Genomic DNA, 24,448 nt, shown 5'->3' on the forward strand with positions numbered 1-24,448 from the left:
ATCCTCGCGGACATCCGGCGTTTTTCGTTTGTACCTTGTCTTCAGGCCAGCAGCGTATCCATCAGCATCATGCCGACGAAGCCGGCGACCAGTCCGCCGGTGGCCAGCGTCTCGTGCCCGCGGCGGTGCGATTCCGGGATGATCTCGTGGCTGACCACGAAGAGCATCGCGCCGGCCGCCGCGCCCAGGCCCCAGGGCAGCAGGGCGGCCGACTGGCCCACCGCCAGCGAGCCAACGAGTGCTGCGGCGGGTTCCACCACCCCGCTGGCCGCGGCCACCGTGAAGGCGAGCAGACGGCTGTACCCGGCGGCGACCAGGGCGATGGCGACGATCAGCCCTTCCGGCACGTTCTGCAGCGAGATGCCGGTGGCCACCGCGTTGCCGCTGGCTTCGCCGGCCGCCACGCCGATCGCCAGCCCTTCCGGGATGTTGTGCACCGCGATGGCGAACACGAACAGCCACACTGCCTTGGCCGAGCGCCGGCCGTCCGGCGCGTGCTTGTGCGGCAGCGCGCGGTCCAGGGCCAGCAGCGCCAGTGCGCCGGCCAGCAGCGCCGCGGCCACCGTCACCACCGCGTCGGCACGGCTGGCACCCAGGGCTTCGGCGGCGTCGAAACCGGGCATCAACAGCGAGAACACGCTGGCGGCAAGCATCACACCGGCGCCGAAGCCGAGCAGCATGCCTTGCACGCCGGCGCCGATGCGGCGGGTGACCAGCACCGGCAGCGCGCCGAGAGCGGTGGCGAAGGCTGCCATCGCCCCGCCCGCGAGCGCGCCGCGCAAGGGGCCGTCGATGCGCGGCAGGGCGTCGGCCGCCTGCATGGCGAGCAGCGCGAGGCCGAGCAGGGCGATCGTCCAGCCGGACAGCGCGCGCGCGAATCCTGCCGGGTTGCCGGGCTGGAAGTGCAGGCGGGCGATGCGTGCGGCCATGATCGATCTCCTTGTTCTGGCAAGGGGCGCGCGATGCGCCCTGTTGCATCAACTATCGATCATGGCGATACATAGTTCAAATTGAATGACTTGAAATACTCAATAGGATGAATTGATCGAAATTCAGGACGGCCGCCGATAGCCGCCGGCCACGCCCTGCGGTGACATCACGATCTGCCACAACTGGGTGGTGCGCGCGCGGAAGGTGCCGGCGCAGGCAAGCAGGTAGTAGCGCCACATGCGGTGGAAGCGTTCGCCGTAGCCGTCGGCAAAATGGGGCCATGCCGCCTCGAAGTTGGCATGCCAGGCCATCAGCGTGTGGTCGTAGTCGGCGCCGAAGTTGTGCACGTCCTCGGTGATGAAGCTGTCCTCGGAGGCATCGGCAATCTGCCCCAGCGAGGGCAGGTCGCCATTGGGGAAGATGTAGCGGTCGATCCACGGATCGGTAGGCGTGCGGCGGCGCTTCTTGCCGATGGTGTGCAGCAGGAACAAGCCGTCGTCGGTCAGGCAGCGCCGCGCGACCTCGAAGAAGTGGCGATGGTTCTTGTGGCCGACGTGCTCGAACATGCCGATCGAGGCAACGCGGTCGAAGCGCTGGTCGCCCGCCGCGCCGAACTCGCGGTAGTCGGCCAGGCGGAACTCCACCGGCAGACCAGCGCAGCGCGCTTCGCCGTGTTCGGCCTGCTCGCGCGAGATGGTCAGCCCGACGCAGGCGACGCCGTAGCGCTCGGCGGCGAACTTCATCAGGCTGCCCCAGCCGCAGCCGATGTCGAGCAGGCGCATGCCCGGCGCCAGGCCGAGCTTGCGGCAGATCAGGTCGAGCTTGGCTTCCTGCGCGTCGGCGAGGTTGCCGGCGTCCTTCCAGTAGCCGCAGGTGTAGGCCATGTAGGGGTCGAGCATGGCTTCGAAGAAGGTGTTGCCGGTGTCGTAATGGACTTCGCCCACGTGCCAGGCGCGCTTGAGGTTCTGCAGGTTCAGCAGCTTCGCGCGCAGGCCCTGCACCAGCAGGGTGGTGGTGCCCACCCGCTCGTCCAGGCGGGCGCGAAGCAGGCGGGCGATGAGTTCGTCCACCTGCTCGCAGTCCCACCAGCCGTCCATGTAGCTTTCGCCCAGCCCAAGGCTGCCGGTCGCCAGGATGCGTTCGGCGGTCTGCGGATGATGAACCTGCATGTCCCACGGACGCTTGCCGTCCACCTGCACGCCGGCTTCCCCCAGCAAGGCGGCGAAGACCTCTTCGGTGCTGCGTGCGGCGAGCCGTCTGCGCGGTGCCGGCGGGCCGGGCAGTGTCGAAGAGGAACCGGAATGGGCGTGCTCCATCGCGTGTCTCCCATCGCTGTCGCGCGATCCAATGCAACGGCGAGGCAGGGCCTCGCCGTTCTTCACCTTAGACGAACGCGCACGCTGCCGCCGGTCGCCGCGGCAGCGTGCGCCTCGTGCTCAGAAGGCATTGCGCGCGTAGTTCGCGAGCACCGTGCAGAGGGTCTCGAACAACTCGTCCAGGCCTGTGTCGTTCATGTACATGGCGTGTCCTCCGGCCGCAGGCATGTCCCTGTCTTGTTCCCTGAAGGATGGACGGCGCGGCCTTGCGCTGCCAATTGATCGTGGCAATTGTTTCGATTGCCACATGCAATCCGCGAGGCTCGCGCGCTGCCTGCGAGCTAGCCGCGGGGCGGGCCGGTCTGTCTGCTAGAATCGCCCGCCATGAGCTATCAGGTACTCGCGCGCAAGTGGCGGCCGAAGTCCTTCGGCACGCTGGTCGGCCAGGAGCATGTCGTCCGGGCGCTCACGCACGCGCTGGCCACCGGGCGCCTGCACCACGCCTGGTTGTTCACCGGCACCCGCGGGGTGGGCAAGACCACCATCAGCCGCATCCTCGCCAAGGCGCTCAACTGCGAGACCGGCGTCACCGCCGAGCCCTGCGGCCAGTGCGCCGCCTGCCAGGCGATCGACGCCGACCGCTTCCCCGACTACGTCGAGATGGACGCGGCCTCCAACCGCGGCGTGGACGACATGGCCGCGCTGCTCGACAAGGCGGTGTATGCGCCCACCCAGGGGCGCTACAAGGTCTACATGATCGACGAAGTGCACATGCTCACCGGGCATGCCTTCAACGCCATGCTGAAGACGCTGGAGGAGCCGCCCGAGCACGTCAAGTTCATCCTCGCCACCACCGACCCGCAGAAGATCCCGGTCACGGTGTTGAGCCGCTGCCTGCAGTTCAACCTCAAGCAGATGCCCCCCGGGCACATCGTCGAGCACCTCACCCGCATCCTCGAGGCCGAAGCCGTGCCCTTCGAGGCGCCGGCGCTGCGCCATCTGGCCAAGGCCGCGCACGGCTCGATGCGCGACGCGCTGTCGCTGCTCGACCAGGCCATCGCCCACGGCGCCGGCAAGGTGGAGGAGGAGCAGGTCACCCACATGCTCGGCACGGTGGGCGACGACCACTTGTACGCGGTGTTCGATGCCCTGCTCGCCGGCGACGCGGATGCGCTGCTCGCGGTGGCCGACGCCATGGCCACCCGCAGTCTGTCCTTCGACGCCGCGCTGCAGTCGCTTGCATCGCTCCTGCACCGCATCGCCGTGCTGCAGTTCGCCCCCGCGGCGATCGCCGACGAGGCCGAACGCAGCCGGCTGCAACCCTACGCCGACGGCTTCGACGCCGAGTATCTGCAGCTCGCCTACCAGATCGCCATCCACGGGCGTGACGAACTGGCGCTGGCGCCCGACGAGCAGGCCGGCTTCACCATGAGCCTGCTGCGCCTGCACGCCTTCCGCCCCGAGAACCCGCCGCCGCTGGGCGCGGCCGGCGGCGCGGGCGGCGGGAGCGGCACAGGAAGGGCCCGGCCGCTGGCGCCATCGCCGGGCCGCCCGGCGGCGGCGAGCGCGCCTGTCAGGCCCGCGGTCGTCGACAGTGCCGCGGCCGCGCCGGGCGCGACCAGCAGGACGCAGGAGGCGCCGGCGAACCCGGTGCCGGTCGCCGCGCAGGCGGTCGAGGCCGTCGAGCCGGCCCCGGTGCGGGCGACGCCGATCGAACCTCCTCCGGCCCCGGCTGCCTCCGCCGCCCCGGAACCCTCCGAGCGCGCCGACATCCCGCCGTGGGAGGATCTGCCGCCGGAGGCCTTCGAAGGTTCAGCCGCCTCCCCGGCGGCGCGCGCGCCCATGCCCGCGCCGGAATCGGCGACCCCGTCCGCGCCGCCCTCCCGCTCCGTGGGCGATGCGCGCATGCCCACGGGTAGCGACGACTGGCATGCGCTGGTGCGCGCGCTGGGCCTGGGCGGCATGGTGCGCGAGCTCGCCCAGCACTGCGAATGGGTGGGCGAGCGGGACGGCCAGATAGGCCTGCGCCTGTCGAACGCCCATCGCCATCTGCTGGACATGAATCCGGCCAGCGTCGAGCGCCTGCAGGACCAGCTCGGCGCCCACTTCGGCCGCCCGATGCGGCTGCGGATCGACATCGGCGCGATCGCCGACGCCACGCCGGCGCAGCGCGACCAGGCCGAGAAGCAGGCCCGCCATGTGCAAGCGGTTGCGGCGCTGGAAGCCGACCCCTTCGTGCGCGAGCTGATCGAACGTTTCGACGCTACCCTGCTCGAAGCTTCGGTCCGCCCGCTCTGAGACACCCGAAACCCAGTTACCTACTTGCGGAGAACCCCATCATGATGAAAGGCGGTATTGCCGGCCTGATGAAGCAGGCCCAGCAGATGCAGGAAAACATGAAGAAGATGCAGGACCAGCTCGCCACGGTCGAGGTCGAGGGCCAGGCCGGTGCCGGAATGGTCAAGGTCGTCATGACCTGCAAGCACGACGTGCGCCGGGTGTCCATCGACGACTCGGTGATGGACGACAAGGAGATGCTCGAAGACCTGGTGGCCGCCGCGCTCAACGATGCAGTGCGCAAGGTCGAGACCACCACCCAGGAAAAGATGGCCGGCTTCACCTCCGGGCTGAACCTGCCGCCGGGCATGAAGCTGCCGTTCTGACTTGTTGATCGCCCCGAAGGGGCGCTGACTGCACCCTCCCCTTCAAGGGGGCGAGGGCGGGGTTTCGCGGAGTACTGCTCCGCGCCGCCTGAGCGGGCGGGCTGTGCAAAGCCCGCCCTCCCGGGTTGGGGTGGGGATGGGTTTCGGCCCCGGCGCGCAAGGACGTCAGTTGATCCCGACGGAAACCCATCCCCCTCCTGTCCTCCCCCTTGAAGGGGGAGGGACCCTTCGAATACGTTCCGGCGGCCCGATTTGCAGCAGCTCTTCCCATGTCCCCCTCCTCGCTAGATGAACTCATCGACGCGCTGCGCTGCCTGCCCGGGGTAGGCCCCAAGTCCGCCCAGCGCATGGCCTACCACCTGCTGCAGCGCGACCAGCGCGGGGCGACGCGCCTGGCGCAGGCGATGGCGCACGCGCTCGAGGTGCTGCGCCACTGCGAGCGCTGCAACAATTTCTCCGAGACCGACGTCTGCCAACGCTGCGCCAACCCGCAGCGCGACCGCAGCCAGCTGTGCGTGGTGGAGATGCCGGCCGACCTGGCGATGATGGAGCAGACCCACGCCTACAACGGCCTGTACTACGTGCTGATGGGGCGGCTGTCGCCGCTCGACGGCATCGGTCCGCGCGAGCTCGGGCTGGACAAGCTGATCGCGCGCGCCACCGACGGCGAGGTCGCCGAAGTCATCCTGGCCACCAACTTCACCAACGAGGGCGAAGCCACCGCCCACACCGTGGCCGAGCTGCTGCGCGCCCGCGGTCTGGCGGTGAGCCGCCTGTCGCGCGGGGTGCCGGTGGGTGGGGAACTGGAACACACCGACACCGGCACCATCGCCCAGGCCCTGGTCGAACGCCGCAGCCTCTGATCCCTGCACAAGCCCCTGTTGCGCCGCGGCATTTCGCTGGCTGGCATTCGCCCCGGGTGCGGCAATTGGCCGCGCAAAGCCTTGATTCACGCGGGAATTCGCCATATGCGCTTTTTCTGCTGCACGCTTTTCGCTATAATCCCGGGGTTTTTTTGAATCCAGTCTTTGGTTTCCTTTCAGGGAAGAGGTCATGAGCGTTGATCAAAAGATGGACAGCGGCCGCCGCACCTTGCTGCTGGCGACGTCGGCCGCGGGCGGTGCCGCCTGCGTGGCGACGGCGGTGCCGTTTGTCGCCAGCCTGACGCCGTCCGAGCGTGCGAAGGCGGCAGGTGCGCCGGTCGAGGCCGACGTGAGCAAGCTCGCGCCGGGCGAGATGATGACGGTGGAGTGGCGTGGCAAGCCGGTGTGGATCCTGCGTCGCACCCCGGAAATGCTGGCGTCTCTGGAGAAGACCGACGGGCTGGTGTCCGATCCGGAATCCGAGAAGCCGATGCAGCCGGACTACGCCAAGAACAAGCACCGCTCGATCAATCCCGAGTATCTGGTGGCGGTCGGCATCTGCACCCACCTGGGCTGTTCGCCGTCCGAGAAGCTGAAGTCCGGCACCGAAAGCGGCCTGGGTGCCGACTGGGCCGGCGGCTTCCTGTGCCCGTGCCACGGTTCGCTGTTCGATCTGGCCGGCCGGGTCTACAGCAGCATGCCTGCGCCGGACAACCTCGAAGTCCCGCCGCACCAGTACCTGGCGGATTCCCTCCTCCTCATCGGCGACGACGGAAAGGCCTAAGCGATGACGACCAAATCTCAGGCTTTGCTGAACTGGATCGACGAGCGCTTCCCGCTCACGTCCACCTGGAAGGCGCACCTGTCCGAGTACTACGCGCCCAAGAACTTCAACTTCTGGTACTTCTTCGGCTCGCTGGCCCTGCTGGTGCTGGTGATCCAGATCCTCACCGGCATCTTCCTGGTGATGCACTACAAGCCGGACGGCACGCTGAACGCCTCGGGCATCCCGGTGGCCTTCGCCAGCGTGGAGTACATCATGCGCGAAGTGCCGGGTGGCTGGCTGATCCGCTACCTGCACTCCACCGGCGCCTCGGCCTTCTTCGTGGTGGTGTACCTGCACATGTTCCGCGGTCTGCTCTACGGCTCCTACCGCAAGCCGCGCGAGCTGATCTGGATCTTCGGCACGCTGATCTTCCTGGTGCTGATGGCCGAGGCCTTCATGGGCTATCTGCTGCCCTGGGGCCAGATGTCGTACTGGGGCGCGCAGGTGATCATCAACCTGTTCTCCGCGATCCCGCTGATCGGCCCGGACCTGTCGCTGGTCATCCGTGGTGACTACGTCATCTCCGATGCCACGCTGAACCGCTTCTTCTCCTTCCACGTCATCGCCGTGCCGCTGGTGCTGATCGGCCTGGTCGCCGCGCACATCATCGCGCTGCACGAAGTCGGCTCCAACAACCCGGACGGCGTCGAGATCAAGAAGAAGAAGGACGCCAACGGCATCCCGCTGGACGGCATCCCCTTCCATCCGTACTACACGGTGAAGGACATCGTCGGCGTGGTGGGCTTCCTGTTCTTCTTCAGCGCGGTGGTGTTCTTCGCGCCCGAAGGCGGCGGCTACTTCCTGGAGTTCAACAACTTCATCCCGGCAGATCCGCTGAAGACCCCGCCGCACATTGCGCCGGTGTGGTACTTCACGCCCTTCTACTCCATCCTGCGCGCGGTCACCTACCCGCTGTTCGGGCTGGACGCCAAGTTCTGGGGTGTGGTGGCCATGGGTGCCTCGGTGGTGATCATCGCCTTCCTGCCCTGGCTGGACCGCAGCCCGGTGAAGTCGATCCGCTACAAGGGCCCGATCTTCAAGATTGCGCTGGTCGTCTTCGTGATCTGCTTCTTCATCCTGGGTTACCTCGGCGTGCTCGCACCGACCCCGGGCCGCACCCTGGTGGCGCAGATCTGCTCGGTGTTGTACTTCGCGTTCTTCCTCCTGATGCCGTGGTACAGCAAGATCGACAAGTGCAAACCCGAACCGGAAAGGGTGAATTTCAAATGAAGATGCGAGTAATCAACCTGATCAAGCGCGCCGCGGCCGTGCTGCTGTTCGCGCCTTCGCTGGCGCTGGCCGCGGGGGCGGTGCTGCACCTGGATCGCGCCCCGGTGAGCAAGGATCCGGCTGCGTTGCAGCACGGCGCCAAGCTGTTCGTGAACTACTGTCTGAACTGCCACAGCGCCAGCTTCATGCGCTACAACCAGCTGGAGAACATCGGCCTGTCGGAGCAGCTGATCCGCGACAACCTGATGTTCACCGGCGAACGCGTCGGCGACCTGATGAAGATCGCCATGCGTCCGGCCGACTCCAAGGTGTGGTTCGGCGCCGCGCCCCCGGATCTCACCCTGATCGCGCGTCAGCGTGCCTCCGAGTTCGGCAGCGGTGCCGACTGGCTGTACACCTACCTGCGCCAGTTCTATCGCGACGAGGCCCGTCCGACCGGCTGGAACAACGTGGTGTTCGAGAACGTCGGCATGCCGCACGCGCTGTGGGAACTGCAGGGCGAGCAGGTGGCCAAGGTCACCGAGAACGCCGACGGTTCCAAGCACGTCGAGCTGTCGCTGGCCAAGCCGGGCAAGATGAGCGTGGAAGAGTACGACAGCGCGGTGGCCGATCTGGTCTCCTTCCTGGTGTGGATGGGCGAGCCGGTGGCCGAGAAGCGCAAGCTGATCGGTACCTACGTGCTGCTCTTCCTGGTAGGCCTGTTCGTGCTGAGCTACGCGCTCAAGAAGAACTACTGGAAGGATATTCATTGAGCTCACGGGTGAGCGGCCGCAAGGCCTAGTCCGCCTCAATCCTGCCAGACGCACCACGCGAATTTCCGCGTGGTGCGCTTTGCTTTTGTATCCGGAGTTTTACGCATCATGATGAACCTGTATTCCGGCACCACCGATCCGTTCAGTCACCGTTGCCGGATCGTGCTCTTCGAGAAGGGCATGGACTTCGAGGTGATCGACGTCGATCTGTACAACAAGCCCGAGGACATCGCCGTCATCAACCCGTACAACCGCGTCCCGGTCCTGGTGGACCGCGACCTGGTGCTGTACGAGTCGAACATCATCAACGAGTACATCGACGAGCGCTTTCCGCACCCGCAGCTGATGCCGCCCGACCCGATCATGCGTGCGCGCGCCCGCCAGTTGCTGCACACCTTCGAACTGGAACTGTTCTCGCACATCGATGCGCTGGAGAAGAACCAGAAGGGTGTGGACAAGAATCGCGCGCATGTGCGCGACCAGCTGGTGCAACTGGCGCCGATCTTCACCAAGCAGAAGTTCATGCTGGGCGACGAGTTCTCCATGCTGGACGTGGCGATCGCGCCGCTGCTGTGGCGTCTCGAGCACTACAACATCGAGCTGCCCAAGGCCGCCGCGCCGCTGATGAAGTACGCCGAGCGCATCTTCAGCCGCCAGGGCTTCATCGACGCGCTGACGCCGTCCGAGAAGGTCATGCGCCGCTGATCCGTCCCACCCGGCTCCGCCCGACCGGGCGGAGCCCGTCCTGCAGCAAAGTGATGACGACCGTATCCACCAAACCCTACCTGATCCGTGCGATTCACGAATGGTGTGTCGATCAGGGCTTCACGCCCTATCTGGCCGCGGTCGTCGACCGCAACACCCTGGTGCCGCCGGGGGCAGCGCGCGACGGGCAGATCGTGCTCAACGTCGGCTACGACGCCACCCATGAGCTGTCGATCGGCAACGAGTTGATCACCTTCCAGGCCCGCTTCGGCGGCGTCGCCCATTCGCTGGCGATTCCGGTCGGCAACGTCGTCGCCATCTACGCGCGCGAGAACGGCCAGGGCATGGCCTTCGAGGTGGAGGGCGGGGCAGCCGGGGATGAGGATGACGGTGCCGAAGAGGCGGCAGCGCCCGAGGCTGGCTCCGCGGAAGAGACGCCCGATGGCGACTCAGCGGGTGCCGCTGGCAGCAGGCCTGCCGGCGGGCGCGGGAGCCACCTCAAGATCGTCAAGTAGGCGCTGGGCGGGGTGCGCCCAGCCGCGGTATAGCAGCGCGAGCTTGCGCGCCATTTCCTCGGCCGCCCAGGTCCGGGCGTAGCGGTGGGCTTCGACCGCGAGCGCCTTCAGGCGCGGTGGGTCGTCCAGCAGGTCCGCGACGATGGCGGAGAACGCCTTGGCATCGGCCGGCGCGATCCGGCAGCCGAGCTGACGGCCGAGGATGTCGCGGGTGCCCAGTTCGGCCAGTGCGACCACCGGGGTGCCGAGCGCCATGGCCTCCAGCAGCACCAGGCCCTGGGTCTCGGTGCGCGAGGCGAACACGAAGAGATCGGCGGCGCGGTAGCAATCGTGCAGTTCGCTGTTGCGGTCGAGGTAGCCGAGGAAGCGCACGTGTTCGCTCAGCGCGCGCTGCTGGACCGCCGCGGTCAGCGATGCCAGGGCCGGCCCTTCGCCGGTGATCAGCAGCAAGGCCTTGGGCTGGCTGTGCTTGAGGTGTTCGATCACGTCGATGAGGAAATCGATGTTCTTCTCGTGCGCCACCCGGCCGACGAAGAGCAGCAGACGGCGATCCTTGTCGATGCCGTAGCGGCTGCGGAAAAAGCAGCCGTCGCCGCCGACGAACTGCCGGGCCGGCAGCCCGGTCGGCAGGACGTGCAGCGGTCGGGTGACGCCGTATCCGCGCAGGATGTCGGCCATTGCGGTGGAAGGCACGATCACCGCGTCGAGTTCGTTGCACTGGCTGCGCGAGAAACGGCGCGCCGCGCTGCGCAGCCACGGCCGGGGCAGCACGGGGACGTAGTGGAAGAGGTATTCCTCGAAGAAGGTGTGATAGGTCGCCACGCAGGGCACGCCCAGGGCGCGCGCGATCTCCAGCCCGGCATAGTGGGCGGCGAAGGGCGTGTGGACATGGACCAGGTCGATGCCGCGGCCGCGCAATTCAGGCAGCAGCGCGCGGATCGCGCCGCGGCGCATCAGCCGGTCTTCGGGGTCCATAGGCAGGTAGCGCGAAGGTATGCGCAGGATGTCCGGATCGTCGTCGGGCGCGGCGCCCGGATAGGCGGGGGCGATCAGGGTGCTGCGCACGCCCTCGGTGGCGAGGGCGTGGCGGAAGGTTTCGATGGATGTGCTGACCCCGTTGATGCGGGGAAAGAACACGTCCGAGATCATCAGGATATGCATGGCCGATTGCCGGTGGAGGCGATACGGCACTCTAGGGCACCGCGGTGACGGTTTCGTTTCAGCAAGGCCCTTGATAAGGGTCAGATCGGCTGGATCATTTTCCCCTTATAAACCCCTGCCGGTTCCGCATGCCGGGCCGGTGATCAACCGTGAAGACTAGTCGGAGAAACACGATGCCTGCGATGGAATGGAGCGACAAGCTGGAACTCGGCCTGGGAAAGATGGACGACACGCACCGCGAGTTCGTCGACTTCTACAACGCCTTGCAGGCCGCGCCGCCGGAAGCTTTCATCGAACGGCTGGACGCCTTCATCGAACACACGGTGGCGCATTTCGACCAGGAGAACCGCTGGATGGAGAAGGTGAACTTCCCCGGTTGCCACCGCGCCGAGCACGACCGCGTGCTGGTCGTCCTGCGTGACGTGCGCGAACGCGCCGCAAAGGGCGACACCTTCCTCGGCCGGCGCCTGGTGGAAGAACTGCCCGCCTGGCTCGACAACCACGTCAATGGCATGGATGCCGCGCTTGCCTTCCATCTGCAGACCATCGGCTTCGACGTCGAGACCGAGAGCTTCCGGGCCGATGCGGCGGGCGGCTGCGGGGAGCAGGGCGCGGGTGGTTGCGCCTGCGCCACGCTCAGCAAGGACGAGGCCGCCTGAGGGGCCGGCGCCGCTAGCCCACATTTCTCACATCGGCGGCCGCAGCAGCGCGGGTGTGAGAGATGCGGGCTATAGACCAACGATCTCCCAACTGCCGTCCGCTCGCCGACAGCCGCGTCCGCGCGTGCTGCTCTTGTGCGTCCCCTCGGTCATCAGGGTGAACTCGCGGCACGGCGCCTTGCCGGCATCCTTGCCGGCGATCAGTTGATAGCGTAGCCCGTCGGGTGCGTCCCACCGTACCTGGCGGCCGGCGGGCAGCAACTCCAGCGCGTGGCCGATGCAGGCGCGGTCCGGGTCACCCAGGCTGCGTGCGACTTCCGCCCCGAGCACCGCGCCGATGGCGGTGCCGACCAGAATGGCAATCTGCCGGCCACTGCCGTCGCCGACCTGGCTGCCGACTGCTCCGCCAAGCACGCCGCCCAGTACCGCACCAACCGTCTCACGATCGCAGCGCCCTCCCAGGATACCGTAGTCGCGCGACCATTGCCGTCCGGTGTAGCCGAGGTAGTAGGGGTCGTGCTTCTTGCGCCAACCGTGGGCAGGTGCGTGCGCAGGAGGGTCCGCCTGCACTGGTGTGGGCAAGCTGAGCAGGGCGGCCAGCATGCCCACCAGAATGCCTTGGCTGGCCGATCTGGATGCGAAAAGGCTGCGAGTGCGCATCGTGGTTTCCTCCTGACGATGGTGAGTCATCCGGGAAAGCCTATAGGGTGCAAGCCGTCGCGGCTGTAACGGCTTGAATCCCCTCCAGTCACGCGCGCCCGAGAAAGGGGAAGCGCGGGTCCGGGCGGCCGCCACCCATCAGCGTTGCCAGTGCCGCCGCGGAACCGCAGGCCAGCGTCCAGCCCAGCGTGCCATGGCCGGTGTTGTACCAGAGGTTGACGCCGCCACCCTTGCCGATGAGCGGGGTGTTGCCCGGCGTGGCGGGGCGCAGTCCGGCCCACAGCTGGGCCTTGGCCGGGTCGATGGCGCCCGGCAGGCGGTCTTCCAGCCAGCGCAGGATGCCCTGGCCGCGCAGCGGGTCGGGGGTGGTGTCGAAGCCGTTGAGCTCGGCCGTACCGGCGACCCGCAGGCGGTCGCCAAGGCGCGAGCAGACGATGCGCGCGGACTCGTCGGTGAGGCTGACCATGGGCGCGCGCGCCGGGTCGGCCACCGGCGCGGTGATCGAGTAGCCCTTGACCGGGTAGATCGGCAGGCGTTCGCCCAGCGGCGCCACCAGCGCGGGGCTGTAGCTGCCCAGGCAGACCACGTAGGCGCCGGCGCTCAGCTGGCCGGTGTGTCCCGCGGCGTCCTCAACCTCCACCGCGTCGATCAGCCCGCCGGTATGCAGCAGGCGGCGGATGCGGGTGCCGTAGTAGAAATGAACGCCCGCCTCCTCGCACCGGGCGGCCAGCGCCTGGGTGAAGCGGAAGGCGTCGCCCGATTCGTCGTCCGGGGCATGGATGCCGCCGGCGATCCGGTCGGCGACCGCGGCCAGTGCGGGCTCGATGGCGAGCATCTCGCCGCGGCCGCACAGCCGGGCGCGGATGCCGTGGCGGGCGAGTATCTCCACCCGTTCGCCGGCGTCGCGGAACTCGCGTTGGCTGAAAAACAGGTGGAGGATGCCGCGGCCGAGAAACTCATAACCCAGCCCGAGTTCCTCGCGCAGGCTGCGCAACTGCGCGGCGCTGTATACCGCCAGACTGGCGATCGCCTCGGTATTGCGCCGGGTGCGCCCCGGCAGGCATTCGCGCAGGAAGGCCAGCGCCCAGCGCCACTGCGCCGGGTCGCGGCTGGGGCGGAAGCGCAGCGGGGCGTCGCTGCGCCCCAGCCAGCGCAGGGCGATCAGCGGCGCGGACGGATTGGCCCACGGCTCCGGGTGACTCACCGAGATCTGCCCGCCGTTGGCGTAGCTGGTTTCCAGGCCGGCCGCCGGCTGGCGGTCGATCACGCTGACGTCGAAACCCGCGCGGCGCAGATACCAGGCGGTGGTGACGCCGGTGATGCCGGCGCCGAGAACCAGGACATGCATGATGTATCGGGCGTGGAGTTCTCAGGGGTGGTCGGAGCGGTGCGCCGCCTGGCTCGGCGGCGACGGGACGAGGGCCGATGATACCCGCTGGGGCGCCGTGCCTGCGCGCCGATGGTGCGCGGGCGGCCGGGAAGCGGGATAATCCGCGCATCCGCAACCAGACTTCGAGGTTATCCAAGCATGCGTCGTGTCACTCTGACCCAGTTTCTCATCGAACAGCAGCGCGCCGGGCGCATCTCCGCCGACCTGCGCCTGTTGATCGAAGTGGTGGCCCGCGCGGTGAAGGCCATCTCGGTCAACGTCTCCAAGGGTGCGCTGGCCGGCGTGCTCGGCGAGGCCGGGACCGACAACGTGCAGGGCGAGGCGCAGAAAAAGCTCGACGTGATCGCCAACGAGATCCTGCTGCAGGCCAACGAGTGGGGCGGGCACCTGGCGGCGATGGCCTCCGAGGAGGTCGAGGAGGTGCACCAGATCCCCTTCGACTACCCCAAGGGCGGCTACCTGCTGCTGTTCGATCCGCTCGACGGCTCGTCCAACATCGACGTGAACATCTCGGTGGGTACCATCTTCTCGGTGCTGCGTTCGCCCGCCGAGGACAACGAGCCGACCGAACAGAACTTCCTGCAGCCCGGTCGCGAACAGGTCGCTGCGGGTTATGCGCTGTACGGCCCGTCCACCATGCTGGTGCTCACCGTCGGCAAGGGCGTGCACGGCTTCACCCTGGACCGCGAGATGGGCAGCTTCGTCTACACCCATCCCTACATGACCGTGCCGGTCGATACCGGCGAGTTCGCCATCAATGCCTCCAACGCGCGCTTCTGGGAGCCCCCGGTGCAGCGCTACGTCAGCGAGTTGCAGCAGGGCAAGGAAGGCCCGCGCGGGCGCGACTTCAACATGCGCTGGGTGGCCTCGATGGTGGCCGACGTGCACCGCATCCTCACCCGCGGCGGCATCTTCATGTACCCGATGGACGAGAAGTGCAGGGCCAAGGGCGGCAAGCTGCGGCTGATGTACGAGGCCAACCCGATGGCGATGATCATCGAGCAGGCGGGCGGCGCCGCGAGCACCGGCCGCGAGCGCATCCTCGACGTGCAGCCCGAGAAGCTGCATCAGCGCGTGCCGGTGATCCTCGGTTCGCTCAACGAGGTCGAACGGGTTGCCGCCTACCACCGCGAGGAATGAGCGCCGCCTGAAGCGGCATTGCGCGCTGGCGGCGGTTGTCGCCGGCCTGCTCATGGTGCCGGCCGCGCCGGCACTCGCCCAGGCCGCCCGCCTGGAGGCGCCGGAGGCGGTGCGTGCGCTGCTGGCCCGCCACCTGCGCATCGTACAGGCCGATGCGGTGCTGCCGGAACTCGCCGCGGACCGCAGCGCCCTTGCGCGGCGTACCCGCCGCGAAGCGGCCGATCTGCTCGCCACCGAAGGCTATTTTGCGCCCCGTATCCGCCTGGAACGCTCCGACACCGGGCCGTGGACGGTGACCGTCGAGCCGGGCGAGCGTGCGCGGATCGACAGCGTGAACATCGCCTTCGAGGGCGACCTGGCCGGCGAGCAGGGCGAGCGTGCGGCGCGCCGCGAGGCCCTGCGCCGTGCGTGGTCGCTGCAGCCCGGCCAGCCCTTCCGCCAGGCGGCCTGGGATGCCGCCAAGTCGCAACTGCTCGACGCGGTGTCCACGCGCGACTACGCGGCCGCACGGCTGTCGGCCAGCAGGGCGGAGGTCGACCCTGAAACGGCCCGCGTCGCCCTGTCGCTGACGGTCGACTCGGGGCCGCCATTCACCCTGGGACCGTTGGCGGTGAGTGGGCTGCGCGATCTGCCGGCCGATCTGGTGGTTCGCCACAGTACGCTGGAGCCCGGCGAATCCTATGATCGCGACCGCCTGCTGGCCTTTCAGGGCACCCTGCAGAACGCGCCGCAGTTCGCCTCGGTGATCGTGGACATCGAGCGCGACCCGGCGCAGGCGGACGGGGTGCCGGTGAGGGTGGAGGTGAGCGAGGCGCAGCCCCGCCGGGCCGGCTTCGGTGCGGGTTACTCGACCAATACCGGCTATCGCGGCGAGTTGAGCTACTCGGACGTCAACCTGCTGGGGCGCGGCTGGGAGCTCTACAGCGGCCTGCGCCTGGAGCAGCGTCGCCAATCGCTGTTCGCCGACGTATTCCTTCCGCCGGTGCAGGCGCGTTATCGCGACAGCTTCGGCGCCCTGGTCGAGCGCAGCGACCTGCAGGGCCTGCGCCTGACCACCCAGGCGGTCGGCGTGGCGCGCGCGACCACGCGCGGCAGCATCGACACCCAGCTGGCGCTGCGCTACCAGCACGAGCGCAGGGTGCCCGACGGCGCGCCGCCGAGCAGCAGCAACACGCTGAGCGCCAACTGGACCTGGTTGCAGCGCAAGGTGGACGACCTGCTCGACCCGCGTGAGGGCTACGTGCTGGAAGTGCAGGCCGGCGGCGGCGCGCGCGCCTTGTTGTCGGACCAGGATTTCGTGCGTCTTTACGGGCGCGTGGTGCGTTACCAGCCGGTGCGCGGGCGAGACGTTCTGATCCTGCGCGCCGAACTCGGCGCCACGCTGGCGCCCAGCCGCGAGGGCATTCCACAGGACTTCCTGTTCCGCACCGGCGGGGCGCAGACGGTGCGCGGCTACGCCTACCAGAGCCTGGGCGTGAGCGAGGGCGAGGCCACCGTGGGCGGGCGCTACATGGCGGTGGCCAGCGCCGAGTATGTACACTGGTTCCGGCCCGACTGGGCGGTGGCCGCCTTCGTCGATGCCGGCGATGCCGCCGACAGCCGGCAAACCCTGGACGCCAAGCTCGGTTATGGTGCCGGGGTACGCTGGGCCAGCCCGGCCGGACCGCTTGCGCTCGATCTCGCCTGGGGGCGGGAAGCGCGCCGCCTGCGCCTGCACTTCGGCATCGCCATCGCCTTCTGAACATGGGACAACAGGACAATCTTGCCGGCCGTGAGCTCGAACGCCTCGCCCAGGTCATCATGCCGGGCGGGTGGGCGGTCGAGCGCGAGCGGCCGATCGCCACCTTGCTGGGTTCCTGCGTGGCGGTGGCGCTCTACGATCCGGCGCTGAAGCTCGGCGGGCTCAATCACTTCATGCTGCCCTGCTTCAACCGCAGCGCCGGGCGCAGCGAGGTGGACGCCCTGCTGGCCGGCGACTTCGCCATGGAAGCCTTGCTCAACGCCATGCTGGCGCGCGGCGCCAAGAAGGCCCGGCTGGTGGCCAAGGCCTTCGGCGGCGGCATGGTGGTCTCATCGCTCGACCGCAGCCAGATCGGCCAGCGCAACGTCGAGTTCACCCGCGAGTGGCTGGCGCGCGAGGGCATCGCGCTGCAGGCCTCCGACTTCCTCGGCCAGTGGTCGCGCAAGGTCGTGCTCGACCCGCGCACCGGCGACGTGTTCTGCAAGCGTGCGGCCAGCACGCTCGCCATCTCGCAGCGCATCGAGAGCCGCGAGCAGGCCTATGCCGAAACCATCGCCGCGCCCAAGCCGAAGGGCAACATCGAACTTTTCTGAAAATCCGCCCTTGAAAAGGCCAGGGGGCGTCCCTATTATTAGCACTCGTCGGCGGCGAGTGCTAACAAAACTGCGAAAGCACCGTTGCCGGAAATCCCAAATTCCCGATTTGCGGCTCGTTCCGCAGACTTAGTGTCAATTCGAAACGAAGGAGTGCTCGATGAAGATTCGTCCCTTGCATGATCGCGTGATCGTCAAGCGTCTGGAAGCCGAACGCAAGACCGCCAGCGGTATCGTGATCCCCGACTCCGCCGGCGAGAAGCCCGACCAGGGCGAAGTGCTGGCCGTCGGCAACGGCAAGATCCTGGACGACGGCAAGGTGCGCCCGATGGCCGTCGCCGTGGGCGACAAGGTGCTGTTCGGCAAGTACGCCGGCCAGACCGTCAAGGTCGAAGGCGAAGAGCTCCTCGTCATGCGCGAGGAAGACATCATGGGCGTGGTCGAGGCCTGAGCCTCCCGTCCGTTCAACGCCGATCCATTACCGAATACTCAAGGAGTTCTGAAGAATGGCAGCTAAAGAAGTCAAGTTTGGCGATTCCGCCCGCGAGCGCATGGTCGCCGGCGTCAACATCCTGGCCAACGCGGTCAAGGTCACCCTGGGCCCGAAGGGCCGCAACGTGGTGCTGGAGCGCTCCTTCGGCGCCCCGACCGTGACCAAGGACGGCGTCTCCGTCGCCAAGGAAATCGAGCTGAAGGACAAGTTCGAGAACATGGGCGCGCAGATGGTCAAGGAAGTCGCCTCCAAGACCTCCGACATCGCCGGTGACGGCACCACCACCGCCACCGTGCTGGCCCAGTCCATCGTTCGCGAAGGCATGAAGTTCGTCGCCGCCGGCATGAACCCGATGGATCTGAAGCGCGGCATCGACAAGGCCGTCGTGGCCACCATCGAAGAGCTGAAGAAGCTCTCCAAGCCCTGCTCGACCAACAAGGAAATCGCCCAGGTCGGCTCGATCTCCGCCAACTCCGACAGCGACATCGGCGACATCATCGCCAAGGCCATGGACAAGGTCGGCAAGGAAGGCGTGATCACCGTCGAGGACGGCAAGTCCCTGCAGAACGAGCTGGACGTGGTCGAGGGCATGCAGTTCGACCGCGGCTACCTGTCGCCCTACTTCATCAACAACCCGGACAAGCAGGTTGCCATCCTCGAGCAGCCCTTCGTCCTGCTGTTCGACAAGAAGATCTCCAACATCCGTGACCTGCTGCCGGTGCTCGAGCAGGTCGCCAAGGCCGGCCGTCCGCTGCTGATCATCGCCGAGGACGTGGAAGGCGAAGCGCTGGCCACCCTGGTGGTGAACAACATCCGCGGCATCCTGAAGACCTGCGCCGTCAAGGCCCCGGGCTTCGGCGACCGTCGCAAGGCCATGCTGGAAGACATCGCCATCCTGACCGGCGGCCAGGTCATCGCCGAGGAAGTCGGCCTGACCCTCGAGAAGGCCACCCTGGACGATCTCGGCCAGGCTGCCCGCATCGAGATCGGCAAGGAAAACACCATCATCATCGACGGCGCCGGCAATGCCGAGCGCATCGAAGCGCGCGTCAAGCAGATCCGCGTGCAGATCGAGGAAGCCACCTCCGACTACGACCGCGAGAAGCTGCAGGAACGCGTGGCCAAGCTGGCCGGCGGCGTTGCGGTGATCAAGGTCGGTGCCGCGACCGAAGTCGAAATGAAGGAAAAGAAGGCCCGCGTGGAAGACGCCCTGCACGCCACCCGCGCTGCGGTGGAAGAAGGCATCGTTCCGGGCGGCGGCGTTGCGCTGCTGCGTGCCCGCGCCAACCTGGCCGGCCTGAAGGGCGACAACCACGACCAGGACGCCGGCATCAAGATCGTGCTGCGCGCCATGGAGCAGCCCCTGCGCGAGATCGTCGCCAACGCTGGTGACGAGGCCTCCGTGGTGGTGAACAAGGTTGTCGAAGGTTCCGGCAACTACGGCTTCAACGCCGCCACCGGCGAGTACGGCGACATGGTCGAGATGGGCGTGCTGGACCCCACCAAGGTGACCCGCACCGCGCTGCAGAACGCCGCGTCCGTCGCCAGCCTGATGCTCACCACCGACTGCATGGTCGGCGAACTGGCCGAAGACAAGCCGGCCGGCGGCATGCCCGACATGGGCGGCATGGGTGGCATGGGCGGCATGGGCATGGGCATGTAAGCTCCGCCCAGGTCATTCGCCTGAAAGATCGGCCCCGCTGCGGCGGGGCCGATTTGCGTTCACGCGCAGCGCGCTGCGCTGGCGCAGGGCATGCGGATGCGGATGCGCGCACGACGCGGGAAGCGTGTGATAATCGGACGGCTCGGGGGAGAGGGAAAAAGGCGGCGGGGAGCGCCCTGCTGCAGGAACGGGACGCTCCCCGGAATGGTCGCCCGGAGGGGCAGCCATTCCCTAGGACCGAGTAAAAGGAGAACAGCGGGTGCAACTGTAGGAGCACGCGCTTACACATAACTTACATCCTGATTCCAATGCGCATTCTCCTCGCTGAAGATGATACGGTCATCGCGGACGGGCTGGCGCGGACCTTGCGCCGTGCCGGCTATGCGGTGGATCACGTGGCCAACGGCGCCGAAGCGGACGCCGCGCTGGTGGCCCAGTTCTACGACCTGCTGATCCTCGATCTCGGCTTGCCGCGCCTGCCGGGCATCGAGGTGCTCAAGCGCCTGCGCGCGCGCAAGTCGGCCATGCCGGTGCTCATCCTCACCGCCCAGGACGGGGTCGAGGACCGCGTCCGCGGCCTGGACGCCGGCGCCGACGACTATCTCACCAAGCCTTTCGCCTTGCCGGAGCTGGAAGCCCGGGTGCGTGCGCTCACCCGCCGCGGCACCGGCCAGCCGCGCTGCATCGAGATCGGCCATCTGTCCTACGACCAGGCCGACCGCGTGGTGAAGATCGGCGGGCAGGTGGTCGAGCTGTCGGCGCGCGAGGTCGGCCTGCTCGAGGTATTCGTCCTGCGCGTCGGCCGGCTGGTCAGCAAGGACCAGCTGGTGGACCACCTGTGCGGCTGGGGCGAGGAAGTTTCCAGCAACGCCATCGAGGTCTACGTGCACCGTCTGCGCAAAAAGCTGGAGGACAGCGGCGTGCGCATCGTCACCGTGCGCGGGCTCGGTTACTGCCTGGAAAACCCGGATGCTGAACCGGCGGCGAAAGCCTGAGCGCAAGGCCGGCGCCGGGCGGGTGCCCGGCCAGCCGAATTCGCTGTTCGGCGAGATCCTCGACTGGATGCTCGCGCCGCTGCTGTTCCTGTGGCCGATCTCCATCATCGTCACCCACAACGTCGCGGACAACATCGCCAACCAGCCCTACGACCGGGCGCTGGCGGACAGCGCCCGTGCGCTGGCGCGCATGGTCGAGCTCGACGGCGGTGAAGTGGTGGTGAACTTCCCCGCGCCGCCGCGCGCATTGTTTCGCGCCGACCAGGACGACACCGTGTACTACCAGGTGGCCGAGCACGGCGGCCAGGTCGTGGTCGGCGACGGCGAGATCCCCTCGCTGCCGCGCCCGGCGCAACTGCTGCCCGACGAGGTCCTGTTCCGCGACGAGGTGATCCACGGCGAGGAGGTGCGCATCGCCTACCAGTTCGTCGAACCGCGCGGCGCAGGGGACGAACGCCTGTTGCTGGTGCAGGTGGCCGAGACCCGCAACAAGCGCACCGACCTCGCCTCGCGTGTGGTCACCGGCGTGCTGCTGCCGCAGTTCGCCATCATCCCGCTCGCGGTGGTGCTGGTGTGGGTCGGCCTGACCCGCGGCATCGCGCCGCTGTCGCGCCTGCAGAGCCTGATCCGCCGCCGCCGCCCCACCGACCTGTCGCCCATCCCGCCGGCCAGCGTGCCCGAGGAGGTGCGCCCGCTGATCGTGGCGTTCAACGACATGATGAGCCGCCTGGAAGAGAACCTGCAGGCCCAGCAGCGCTTCATCGCCGACGCGGCCCACCAGATGCGCACTCCGCTCACCGGCCTGCGCATGCAGACCGACCTCGCGGTGCTGGAAACCGACCCGGAGTTGCAGCGCGAATCGCTGCGCCAGATCGCCGAGAGCGCCGACCGCGCCAGCCACCTGATCAACCAGCTGCTGTCGCTGGCGCGCGCCGAAGCGAGCTTCGAGAAGCTCTACGCCGTCGAGCGCGTGGACCTGGAGGCCATCGTGCGCGAGGTGGCGCAGGACCTCTTCCCGCGCGCGCTCGCCAAAAGCATCGACCTGGGCGTGGAGGGCACCGGCCAGGCCCTGGTGGTGGAGGGCAATCCGGTGCTGCTGCGCGAGATGATCAAGAACCTGATGGACAACGCCATCAAGTACACCCCGCGCGGCGGCAGCGTCACCGCACGTACCCGTCACGCCGGCGCGCCCATCCTTGAGGTCGAGGATACCGGCATCGGCATTCCGGAAGCCGACCGCGAACGGGTATTCGAGCGCTTCTTCCGCGTGCTCGGCAGCGGCGTGGACGGCTCCGGCCTGGGGCTCCCCATCGTGCAGGAGATCGCCGAACTGCATCGCGCCACCGTGAGCCTCAACCCGAATCCGGCCGGGCAGGGAACGATCGCCCAGGTCGTGTTCCCGCGCGGCCACGTCGCGGCGCAGCCCCCGGCCGGGCGCGGCGAGACCGCCGAAACCGAGGCCGAGTGAACTGCGGCAAGGCTGGATGAAAGATAAAAATGTTGGCCGGGTGTTTGACAGCGCCGCTCTATTCGCTATAATGCGCGCTCTTCAGGTCGGCCAGTTAGCTCAGTTGGTAGAGCAGCGGATTGAAAATCCGCGTGTCCGTGGTTCGATTCCGCGACTGGCCACCACAAAATATCCAAAGCACTTGGCCCGGCCCACAAAGCCGGGCCAAGTGCTTTTCGTCGTCCATTTCGCGCTCGCCGAGACAGCCATCGGCGAACGGCTGTGGTCGAACCGGAGCTTCTCGGCTGCACTCAGTATGGATTTACCGGGGGAGGCTGGTCTCGACCAGCCTTCAATTGGCTCAGCCCGAACGGTATCTCTCGCAGGGGCCCGGGCAGGGAGCATGCCCAAACCCGCATGCCGACGACGTTCGCACAGCGGTGCGAAGGCGCAGCAAGCTGGGCATATCGGTGTATCGAACGCTCGGAGCCAGGCGGTTCGGGATGTCGGCTACGCGTCATCCGTTGGTCATGGTGCTGAAACACAAGGCAGAAAGAATTGCTCACCCGATCTTCATTGGAGCATCCCGTGAGCAAACCTGAATCCGCAGATGTGCTGCCCTGCAATCTTTCTGACAATGAGCATTTTCAGCAAGTCGTTGACCGTGTTGTCAGTCGGCGCGGGTTTCTGAAAAGCAGTCTTGGTCTCTCGGCCGCCGTGTTCCTGGCGGGGCCGCTGGCCGCCTGTGGTGGCGGTGACTCGGATGATGACGACGAACAGAAAGGACCGAGGATTGGCTTCAAGGCGGTAGCCGCCTCGACCGCAGATGCCATCGTGGTGCCCGAGGGTTACAGCTACCAGGTGCTGGCGCCGTGGGGGAGTGCGTTGTTCGTCGATTCCCCGGCTTGGCGGACCGACGGCACCAACACTGCTGCCGAGCAGGCCCGTCAGGTAGGCGACAACCACGACGGCATGCACTTCTTCCCGATCGACGGACAGTCGAGCAATGAGGGGCTGCTGGTGGTCAACCACGAGTACGTGAACCCCGAATACCTCTACGGCGCCGAGTTCATGACGCCGTGGACCGTCGAGAAGGCCAACAAGGCCCTGGCGGCTCATGGCGTGTCAGTGCTGCATATCGTGCGTAATGCCGCAGGGAAGTGGGAGGTCAAGCTGGATTCCTCCTATAACCGCCGCATCACGGGTACGACGCCCATGACCCTGTCGGGGCCGGTGGCCGGTAGCGATCTGGTGAAGACCGGTGCCGATTCGAGCGGCATGACGGTGCTGGGCACGCTCAACAACTGTGCAAACGGCTACACCCCCTGGGGTACCTACCTGACCTGTGAGGAGAACTTCAACGGTTACTTCGGTACCACCAGCAGTGATGAGGCCGCGCTGACGCCGGCACTGCGCCGTTATGGGTTTGCCAAGGACGGTTTTGGCTATCGCTGGCATGAGGTCATCGACCGCTTCGACTATGCGAAGGAGCCCAACGAAGGTAACCGCTTTGGCTGGGTGGTCGAGATCGATCCTTTCGATCCGGACTCAACGCCCGTCAAGCACACCGCGCTCGGGCGCTTCAAGCATGAGAATGCGGCGTACGCGATTGCGGACGACGGACGCCTGGTGGTGTACATGGGCGACGATGAGCGCTTCGACTACATCTACAAGTTCGTGTCCGACGGCGTTTACGTTCCGGCACAGGGCAAGGCGAACAGTGCGCTGCTCTCGGCCGGCAAGCTCTATGTCGCACGCTTCGAGGCCGGTAGCGCCGCAGGAGACATGATGGGCGCCGGGCAATGGCTGTTGCTCGACAAGTCGAACCCGCTGCTTGCCGGCGATGCCGATCTGCCAACCCAGGCCGATGTGCTGACTTATGCGCGCATTGCTGCGGACAAGGTGGGTGCCACGAAGATGGACCGGCCCGAGTGGATCGCCGTCCATCCGGAAACCGGTGAAGTGTACTGCTGCCTGACCAACAACAGCCGTCGCACCGAGGCGCAGATCGACGATGCCAATCCGCGTGCGGGCAACGACTACGGGCAGATCATCCGTTGGCGCGAGGCCGGTGGCGCGGCTGCCGACAGCTTCGACTGGGATCTGTTCGTACTCGCCGGCAATCCGGTTGCTGTCCCCGATCGCAAGGATCTGCGTTCGGGTTCGAGCAACATCAATGCCGACAACACCTTCAACAGTCCGGATGGGTTGGCGTTCGACCAGGATGGACGTCTGTGGATTCAGACCGACGGCAATTACTCCAATGCCGGAAAGTACGCTGGCCAGGGCAACAACCAGGTGCTGTGCGCAAACCCGGCAACGGGCGAAATCCGTCGTTTCGCCGTCGGGCCGAAAGCATGCGAGATCACCGGTCTGAGCTTTACCCCGGATGGCCGCACGCTGTTCATCAACATTCAGCATCCGGGTGAGGCTGGCAGCAACCCGGAGGAAGTTGCGATGAACCCGCTTTCGGTATCGACCTGGCCCGATGCGGCCGGTGGGCGGCCGCGTTCGGCCACGGTGGTCATCACCCGTAATGATGGCGGCGTGATCGGCGCCTGACCGATTCGCAGAACGCGGGGCGTCTTAGCCCCGCATGCAGCCCGAGGGGCGATGTTGCCATGACGCGAACATCGCCCCTCGCCACGATCCGCGGGCTGTTCTTCTGGCCGGCTGCGTCCGCCCGTTGTCTGGCGCGCATGAAGA

At 67.3% G+C, this 24,448-nt stretch carries 22 protein-coding genes and 1 tRNA gene; 18 read left to right on the top strand and 5 right to left on the bottom strand.

Going from position 1 to position 24,448, the window contains the following annotated elements:
* Nucleotides 1-41: 41 nt before the first annotated feature.
* Together IAI53_RS00890 and cfa are read right to left on the bottom strand one after the other, a co-directional pair.
* Nucleotides 42-929, bottom strand: a complete 888-nt coding sequence (locus IAI53_RS00890; protein WP_187716290.1) for a ZIP family metal transporter — start codon at nt 927-929, stop codon at nt 42-44.
* 123 nt (nt 930-1,052) lie between these two features.
* Entirely contained in the window at nt 1,053-2,246 is a 1,194-nt protein-coding gene (cfa, locus tag IAI53_RS00895; RefSeq protein WP_187716291.1) for a cyclopropane fatty acyl phospholipid synthase, read from the bottom strand.
* Nucleotides 2,247-2,630: 384 nt separating this feature from the next.
* Here cfa and dnaX point away from each other — a divergent pair, with 384 nt between their 5' ends.
* From dnaX to IAI53_RS00935, 8 genes are all read left to right on the top strand, one after another.
* Nucleotides 2,631-4,544 carry a DNA polymerase III subunit gamma/tau gene (dnaX, locus tag IAI53_RS00900; RefSeq protein WP_187716292.1) on the top strand — a complete coding sequence of 638 codons (1,914 nt, stop codon included), beginning with the start codon at nt 2,631-2,633 and terminating at the stop codon, nt 4,542-4,544.
* A 41-nt stretch (nt 4,545-4,585) separates the two neighbouring features.
* Complete coding sequence (locus tag IAI53_RS00905) at nt 4,586-4,909, top strand: YbaB/EbfC family nucleoid-associated protein (RefSeq protein WP_187716293.1); 324 nt, start codon at nt 4,586-4,588, stop codon at nt 4,907-4,909.
* A gap of 269 nt (nt 4,910-5,178) precedes the next feature.
* Nucleotides 5,179-5,772: a recombination mediator RecR gene (recR, locus tag IAI53_RS00910; protein WP_187716294.1), complete on the top strand. Its 594-nt coding sequence runs from the start codon at nt 5,179-5,181 to the stop codon at nt 5,770-5,772.
* A gap of 190 nt (nt 5,773-5,962) precedes the next feature.
* Nucleotides 5,963-6,556, top strand: coding sequence for a ubiquinol-cytochrome c reductase iron-sulfur subunit (gene petA / locus IAI53_RS00915; RefSeq protein WP_187716295.1), 594 nt, complete (start codon nt 5,963-5,965; stop codon nt 6,554-6,556).
* 3 nt (nt 6,557-6,559) lie between these two features.
* A complete protein-coding gene (locus IAI53_RS00920) occupies nt 6,560-7,828 on the top strand; it encodes a cytochrome b (protein ID WP_187716296.1) in 1,269 nt (422 codons plus the stop codon).
* Nucleotides 7,825-8,580, top strand: a complete 756-nt coding sequence (locus IAI53_RS00925) for a cytochrome c1 (RefSeq protein WP_187716297.1) — start codon at nt 7,825-7,827, stop codon at nt 8,578-8,580. The genes IAI53_RS00920 and IAI53_RS00925 overlap by 4 nt, the downstream gene beginning before the upstream one ends.
* Nucleotides 8,581-8,688: 108 nt before the next feature.
* Nucleotides 8,689-9,285, top strand: coding sequence for a glutathione S-transferase N-terminal domain-containing protein (locus IAI53_RS00930; RefSeq protein ID WP_187716298.1), 597 nt, complete (start codon nt 8,689-8,691; stop codon nt 9,283-9,285).
* A gap of 53 nt (nt 9,286-9,338) precedes the next feature.
* Nucleotides 9,339-9,800, top strand: a complete 462-nt coding sequence (locus tag IAI53_RS00935; protein WP_187716299.1) for a ClpXP protease specificity-enhancing factor — start codon at nt 9,339-9,341, stop codon at nt 9,798-9,800.
* Here IAI53_RS00935 and IAI53_RS00940 read toward each other — a convergent pair.
* Nucleotides 9,735-10,961: a glycosyltransferase gene (locus IAI53_RS00940; protein ID WP_187716300.1), complete on the bottom strand. Its 1,227-nt coding sequence runs from the start codon at nt 10,959-10,961 to the stop codon at nt 9,735-9,737. The genes IAI53_RS00935 and IAI53_RS00940 overlap by 66 nt on opposite strands.
* 173 nt (nt 10,962-11,134) lie before the next feature.
* Here IAI53_RS00940 and IAI53_RS00945 point away from each other — a divergent pair, with 173 nt between their 5' ends.
* Nucleotides 11,135-11,620 carry a hemerythrin domain-containing protein gene (locus tag IAI53_RS00945; RefSeq protein WP_187716301.1) on the top strand — a complete coding sequence of 162 codons (486 nt, stop codon included), beginning with the start codon at nt 11,135-11,137 and terminating at the stop codon, nt 11,618-11,620.
* 69 nt (nt 11,621-11,689) lie between these two features.
* On the opposite strand, the gene IAI53_RS00950 is transcribed toward IAI53_RS00945, so the two are convergent.
* The gene (locus IAI53_RS00950; protein WP_222948129.1) at nt 11,690-12,310 is read right to left on the bottom strand and encodes a glycine zipper 2TM domain-containing protein; all 621 of its coding nucleotides are present in this window, start codon (nt 12,308-12,310) and stop codon (nt 11,690-11,692) included.
* A 58-nt stretch (nt 12,311-12,368) separates the two neighbouring features.
* Nucleotides 12,369-13,628: a D-amino acid dehydrogenase gene (locus IAI53_RS00955; protein WP_187716303.1), complete on the bottom strand. Its 1,260-nt coding sequence runs from the start codon at nt 13,626-13,628 to the stop codon at nt 12,369-12,371.
* Between the two features lie 180 nt (nt 13,629-13,808).
* Here IAI53_RS00955 and IAI53_RS00960 point away from each other — a divergent pair, with 180 nt between their 5' ends.
* The 9 genes from IAI53_RS00960 to IAI53_RS01000 all read left to right on the top strand — a co-directional run bounded on the left by IAI53_RS00960 (nt 13,809) and on the right by IAI53_RS01000 (nt 24,304).
* Nucleotides 13,809-14,810, top strand: coding sequence for a class 1 fructose-bisphosphatase (locus IAI53_RS00960; protein WP_187716304.1), 1,002 nt, complete (start codon nt 13,809-13,811; stop codon nt 14,808-14,810).
* Nucleotides 14,811-14,862: 52 nt separating this feature from the next.
* Entirely contained in the window at nt 14,863-16,551 is a 1,689-nt protein-coding gene (locus IAI53_RS00965; RefSeq protein ID WP_187717901.1) for an autotransporter assembly complex protein TamA, read from the top strand.
* Between the two features lie 2 nt (nt 16,552-16,553).
* Nucleotides 16,554-17,144 carry a chemotaxis protein CheD gene (locus IAI53_RS00970; protein ID WP_187716305.1) on the top strand — a complete coding sequence of 197 codons (591 nt, stop codon included), beginning with the start codon at nt 16,554-16,556 and terminating at the stop codon, nt 17,142-17,144.
* Nucleotides 17,145-17,304: 160 nt separating this feature from the next.
* Nucleotides 17,305-17,595, top strand: a complete 291-nt coding sequence (gene groES / locus IAI53_RS00975) for a co-chaperone GroES (protein ID WP_107494252.1) — start codon at nt 17,305-17,307, stop codon at nt 17,593-17,595.
* A gap of 55 nt (nt 17,596-17,650) precedes the next feature.
* Complete coding sequence (gene groL / locus IAI53_RS00980) at nt 17,651-19,300, top strand: chaperonin GroEL (RefSeq protein ID WP_187716306.1); 1,650 nt, start codon at nt 17,651-17,653, stop codon at nt 19,298-19,300.
* 308 nt (nt 19,301-19,608) lie between these two features.
* Nucleotides 19,609-20,295 (top strand): response regulator, encoded by a 687-nt coding sequence (locus tag IAI53_RS00985; protein ID WP_187716307.1) that lies wholly within the window; start codon nt 19,609-19,611, stop codon nt 20,293-20,295.
* Nucleotides 20,270-21,763, top strand: coding sequence for a sensor histidine kinase (locus IAI53_RS00990; RefSeq protein WP_187716308.1), 1,494 nt, complete (start codon nt 20,270-20,272; stop codon nt 21,761-21,763). The genes IAI53_RS00985 and IAI53_RS00990 overlap by 26 nt, the downstream gene beginning before the upstream one ends.
* Before the next feature lie 88 nt (nt 21,764-21,851).
* Nucleotides 21,852-21,927 (top strand) — tRNA-Phe (locus IAI53_RS00995).
* A 403-nt stretch (nt 21,928-22,330) separates the two neighbouring features.
* The gene (locus IAI53_RS01000) at nt 22,331-24,304 is read left to right on the top strand and encodes a PhoX family protein (RefSeq protein WP_187716309.1); all 1,974 of its coding nucleotides are present in this window, start codon (nt 22,331-22,333) and stop codon (nt 24,302-24,304) included.
* Nucleotides 24,305-24,448 lie beyond the last annotated feature (144 nt).

It is taken from the genome of Thauera sedimentorum (genome assembly GCF_014489115.1).
GTDB lineage: Bacteria > Pseudomonadota > Gammaproteobacteria > Burkholderiales > Rhodocyclaceae > Pseudothauera > Pseudothauera sedimentorum.

Coding starts and splice junctions, on each gene's coding strand:
- IAI53_RS00930 (WP_187716298.1), top strand. CDS start 8,689: ATGATGAACCTGTATTCCGGCACCACCGATCCGTTCAGTCACCGTTGC.
- recR (WP_187716294.1), top strand. CDS start 5,179: ATGTCCCCCTCCTCGCTAGATGAACTCATCGACGCGCTGCGCTGCCTG.
- IAI53_RS00940 (WP_187716300.1), bottom strand. CDS start 10,961: ATGCATATCCTGATGATCTCGGACGTGTTCTTTCCCCGCATCAACGGG.
- IAI53_RS00965 (WP_187717901.1), top strand. CDS start 14,863: ATGGTGCCGGCCGCGCCGGCACTCGCCCAGGCCGCCCGCCTGGAGGCG.
- IAI53_RS00970 (WP_187716305.1), top strand. CDS start 16,554: ATGGGACAACAGGACAATCTTGCCGGCCGTGAGCTCGAACGCCTCGCC.
- cfa (WP_187716291.1), bottom strand. CDS start 2,246: ATGGAGCACGCCCATTCCGGTTCCTCTTCGACACTGCCCGGCCCGCCG.
- IAI53_RS00985 (WP_187716307.1), top strand. CDS start 19,609: ATGCGCATTCTCCTCGCTGAAGATGATACGGTCATCGCGGACGGGCTG.
- IAI53_RS00990 (WP_187716308.1), top strand. CDS start 20,270: ATGCTGAACCGGCGGCGAAAGCCTGAGCGCAAGGCCGGCGCCGGGCGG.
- petA (WP_187716295.1), top strand. CDS start 5,963: ATGAGCGTTGATCAAAAGATGGACAGCGGCCGCCGCACCTTGCTGCTG.
- IAI53_RS00950 (WP_222948129.1), bottom strand. CDS start 12,310: ATGACTCACCATCGTCAGGAGGAAACCACGATGCGCACTCGCAGCCTT.
- dnaX (WP_187716292.1), top strand. CDS start 2,631: ATGAGCTATCAGGTACTCGCGCGCAAGTGGCGGCCGAAGTCCTTCGGC.
- groL (WP_187716306.1), top strand. CDS start 17,651: ATGGCAGCTAAAGAAGTCAAGTTTGGCGATTCCGCCCGCGAGCGCATG.
- IAI53_RS00960 (WP_187716304.1), top strand. CDS start 13,809: ATGCGTCGTGTCACTCTGACCCAGTTTCTCATCGAACAGCAGCGCGCC.
- IAI53_RS00935 (WP_187716299.1), top strand. CDS start 9,339: ATGACGACCGTATCCACCAAACCCTACCTGATCCGTGCGATTCACGAA.
- IAI53_RS00925 (WP_187716297.1), top strand. CDS start 7,825: ATGAAGATGCGAGTAATCAACCTGATCAAGCGCGCCGCGGCCGTGCTG.
- IAI53_RS00890 (WP_187716290.1), bottom strand. CDS start 929: ATGGCCGCACGCATCGCCCGCCTGCACTTCCAGCCCGGCAACCCGGCA.
- IAI53_RS00955 (WP_187716303.1), bottom strand. CDS start 13,628: ATGCATGTCCTGGTTCTCGGCGCCGGCATCACCGGCGTCACCACCGCC.
- groES (WP_107494252.1), top strand. CDS start 17,305: ATGAAGATTCGTCCCTTGCATGATCGCGTGATCGTCAAGCGTCTGGAA.
- IAI53_RS00920 (WP_187716296.1), top strand. CDS start 6,560: ATGACGACCAAATCTCAGGCTTTGCTGAACTGGATCGACGAGCGCTTC.
- IAI53_RS00905 (WP_187716293.1), top strand. CDS start 4,586: ATGATGAAAGGCGGTATTGCCGGCCTGATGAAGCAGGCCCAGCAGATG.
- IAI53_RS00945 (WP_187716301.1), top strand. CDS start 11,135: ATGCCTGCGATGGAATGGAGCGACAAGCTGGAACTCGGCCTGGGAAAG.